The organism is Acetobacter indonesiensis, from assembly GCF_000963945.1.
Lineage (GTDB): Bacteria > Pseudomonadota > Alphaproteobacteria > Acetobacterales > Acetobacteraceae > Acetobacter > Acetobacter indonesiensis.
The window spans coordinates 1-3,778 of record NZ_BAMW01000039.1 but is presented as its reverse complement, the minus strand read 5'-3'; the positions used below and the strand labels follow the sequence as shown (position 1 = coordinate 3,778).

The 3,778-nt window shown below is 49.1% G+C and carries 4 protein-coding genes; 2 read left to right on the top strand and 2 right to left on the bottom strand.

Annotated features, from left to right (window positions below):
- The first annotated feature begins 269 nt into the window (after positions 1-269).
- Positions 270-1,643 carry a site-specific integrase gene (locus Abin_RS10050; protein ID WP_048846523.1) on the top strand — a complete coding sequence of 458 codons (1,374 nt, stop codon included), beginning with the start codon at positions 270-272 and terminating at the stop codon, positions 1,641-1,643.
- A 102-nt stretch (positions 1,644-1,745) separates the two neighbouring features.
- A complete protein-coding gene (locus Abin_RS10045; protein ID WP_158319912.1) occupies positions 1,746-1,889 on the top strand; it encodes a hypothetical protein in 144 nt (47 codons plus the stop codon).
- Positions 1,890-2,553: 664 nt separating this feature from the next.
- On the opposite strand, the gene Abin_RS10035 is transcribed toward Abin_RS10045, so the two are convergent.
- Together Abin_RS10035 and Abin_RS15635 are read right to left on the bottom strand one after the other, a co-directional pair.
- Positions 2,554-3,393: a hypothetical protein gene (locus Abin_RS10035; protein ID WP_146867750.1), complete on the bottom strand. Its 840-nt coding sequence runs from the start codon at positions 3,391-3,393 to the stop codon at positions 2,554-2,556.
- A gap of 196 nt (positions 3,394-3,589) precedes the next feature.
- On the bottom strand, positions 3,590-3,778 hold a 189-nt coding region (locus Abin_RS15635; RefSeq protein ID WP_219810481.1), incomplete at its 5' end, for a hypothetical protein.

Genomic DNA, 3,778 nt, shown 5'->3' with positions numbered 1-3,778 from the left:
GGCGAAAACAGACTTACTCCCCTTGAGCTTTGCAGCATTGACGCTTCCCAGATTGTTTAACCAACGATATAAGAAATTCAGTAACCAGAAGACAGTGCCTCGTCATTCTATTTGCTGTTTCAAGGGGTTAGAAAAGTGTCACTGCGGGTTGATGCAGGTTCGAGTCCCGCAGTTCGCACCACAGACACCTGAAATAGCACGTTTTTTCGGCTGAATGAGGGCAAAGGCTGTCTTTGCTCCATCGTCCTTCCCCACTCAGGGAAGATTTTATGCTCCGTGTCCGAGGCACTACCTATCACTTCCGCCGTATTGTTCCCCCTGCGCTGCGAGCAGCCTTAAACCGACGGGAAATCTGGGTTTCTTTAAAAACCGGCTACCAGAATGAAGCCCGCAAACGCGCTTCTTTACTTCATGCCAAAACCACAGAATTGTTCATGCAGGCACACTCTGTGCTGGCTGAACCAGATGCTTTAAGCAGGCTTGAAGGACTACGGGTTGCACTGCGGGACTTGCAGAGCGTGAACCTGCCTTCATCTGCTCAGGAAACGGCGTCCATGCCGGTTCCAGCACCGACGCCAAAACCCCGAACAGTGAAGAAAACGGCCGAAGCACCCAAAGCCCAACCCTTGATGCTTTCCGGTGCCCTGAAACGCTTTGTCTTGGATGGCCCTCATGCCAGTGCTGACACCCAAAAAGCCACACAACGGGCTGTCGACCTGTTCCTGCAAGCCTTTGGAGATGCGCCCGTGTCTATCATCGGGGGCGAAAAGGCCGGAGCATTCCGAGACCTCCTGTTCTCCCTTCCTGCATCATTGGGCAAACGCAAAAGTAGCCTTACCCTTGAAGAAGAAGCACAGAGGGCCAGAGAGGAAGGTTTACCAACTTTGAGTGGCAAGAGCGTTAAAAACCATATGATGCGTCTCTCTGCTCTGTGGAACCAGTTACACCAGAGGGAATTGGTCACACGGAACCCATGGACGGGCTGGAATTTTGAGAATGGGCAAAAGACCGTCAGAAGAAGCTGGACAGCTAAAGAATTAGCCTTCTTGGCCTCTGCGTCATGGCACAGCACGTCCGTGCCGGAGCAAACCTACGGGCTTGTGACCCTCATTGCTGCCTACTCTGGCATGAGACTGGGTGAAATCTGCACCTTACGAAAAGAAGACCTTCAGACTATTGACGGTATCCTCTGCTTCCTTATCCGTCCTCACACCGAAACCGGATGGGCTCCCAAGACGGAAGCAGGCACTCGTGTGGTGCCAGTCCATTCAAAACTCATTGAAGCGGGAGTGCTGGCTCTGAAAGACACGACAGACAGCCCCTACCTCATCCCCGGTCTGGAAACCTCGAAACAGGGTGTCAGGGGAGCGGCCCTTGGCAGAGCCTTCTCATTGCTCAAGACCCGCATCGGCCTACCCGCTGAAATCACGTTTCATTCCTTCCGGCACACCGTATCGACCCAACTCAGAAACGCAGATGCCAACATCCGGGAGGTATGGATTGACCGCCTGCTGGGTCATGAAGCGACCCATAAGAGCCAAGGGACGATGACCTACCTGACCGGCATTTCAACAGCCAATCTGCAACAAACCGTAGAGGCCATAAGCTACCTCGAAACAGCCTTCAAAAAGATCGCGTTTTAAGGGGAGCCAGCAGTGTCAAATGGCTACCCATTCGACATCTGGCAAGGGGGAGAGACCTCCCCCGTTGACCCCCTACAGCGCAAAAAAGTAAGGTCTGATCTAATGACTGTTTACGCCTACCTTTGCGAACATCTGACCTCCAATCGTCTTGCCCCGAAGCGGACGTTTATTGACATTCAATTCAAAAAAAATGCCAGCCGAAATTTGTATTTGGTTGCTGCACTGGCGGGGCAGGTTGAAGCTTGAGGCGAGTTAAACTTTATGCAATTATGTTAAATATTGGTGGGTTTTAATAGATAGTTGGGCGATATGGATTGGTTTCAGTTGGGTATTATAGTCATAAGCATAATAATCGGGCTGACATATTTTTTTGCGAGCGAACAAACTTCGAGTGATATCAAAAAGAACCTTAACTTTGTTGGAGGGGCAGCCGCGTTATTCAGTGCGGTGTTTTGGTATGGAAATGCGCAACTTGGACTCCTGCCAACCCAGACCGACAAGATTCTTCACCTTGCAGCATTGCAAAATGACTGGGCAGCAATATCTGCATGCGTTGCAGCTTTATGCTTTATACCCGTATTTATGCTGGACTCTATAGGTGTTAGAAACAAAAAATAGGATATAACCAAGATAAGCGCCCGAACGTCGAGTGGTTGACGACTGGTTTCACCTCACAGCGGTCGCTTTGTTGGCCCCATACCTCTTTTAAAGCAGACATGGCATATACACATCATGGCTATTCGGTGAAGCCAATAAGAGCCTACCTATCAGATGGAATATTGAAACTCGCGCTTTTTTCGCTCCGTAAGTAAGACATTCGATACTCGTCAATTGCTTATCTATGACCTATCTGCGACCACTCCAAAGTGGTCCCGGCTTTTTACTCGACATTGAGTTAGATACGTCATGATCACTTTTTTGCATATTGAGATGCATCGCCTGCCAACTGAGCATCCGTCAACGTCAACCCATTCGCGGCCTCGCTTGCCATCTTCAGATTTCTGATAATGGACTCTGCAGCCGCCAATGCCGCCAACGCCGATGCACGGTCACAGTCTTGAGCGAGCCGTCTTGCGCGACCAGCATGAATTAAATTTCGATAATTGCGCGCACGATGGGCAATATCACGAGTGCCAGTCGTAATAATTTTCAGAGCTGATGCCCTATCAATAAATGCTGCGAGTTCTAAATTTTCAGGGGCGCAACAGTTGCCTCGAGTGTCTTTGATTTCCTGTGGATCATAATCCTTCGCTTTTGGTATAGCCCACAACAGCAACGCCTCACAAACAGAACCGGCCAAGACAGTCGCAGCTTTCCATTCCCCATTGCGCAGAGCACTGGCAGCACTGGATAGATCCGCACGAATACTTTTACGCATCTCCTCATCATCGACAAATGGCAACTCAGTTGTAGTCGGTGAAGGCATAGCGTCTGGACACTTCACCAATGCAGAATGGATTAACTCAAGCACGTCCTTTCCGCTGTGAGGCTGTAACGCCATACTCTGACCTGGTCTCCAATGCTCAACGGCATTCTTAATAGATTCAACGGAAAATATTAAATTAGTATAATCACGTCCGCTTATTGCTATGTATTCATTTGGTATTTCTTGAATTAATCGCACTAATCCGGACAAATATCCGGAAGTCAGTGCATTAATTAAAACGGTTCTACCGGCCCCTGTGATGTTTCGTGGCCGATTTCCAATATTGAGATATTCAATAACTTGGGATGGCAATACGCGTGGCAAAATGATACCTTTCGATATAGAGCGCTGGTTTTAGAATACGGAGGTTAGATTAATTGGGGAACTAGCACTACCGTTGTGATTCGGTTTTCGGCATCAAAATCGGTGAATTTAGCTAAATCAAGAGGCTGTGATTCCAATTAAGTTCTGACATCGCGAGTAAATTCCAAGCGCGATTCAGAAATTATATATGTTGGATCTAAAAGACCGCAAAGTAGGCGTTTCTCAAACAGATTTGACCTCCCGCTGCATGTCCGGTTTTGTCCTTCTCGCGCCGAGAGCCGACATCCCGCTCCCCCCCAATTCTGACATCAAGAGGGGGTTCACGGGGGAGAGCACAGCTCTCCCCCTGACCAGTTTGCAAACCATCGCGACACAACGTGTCCGC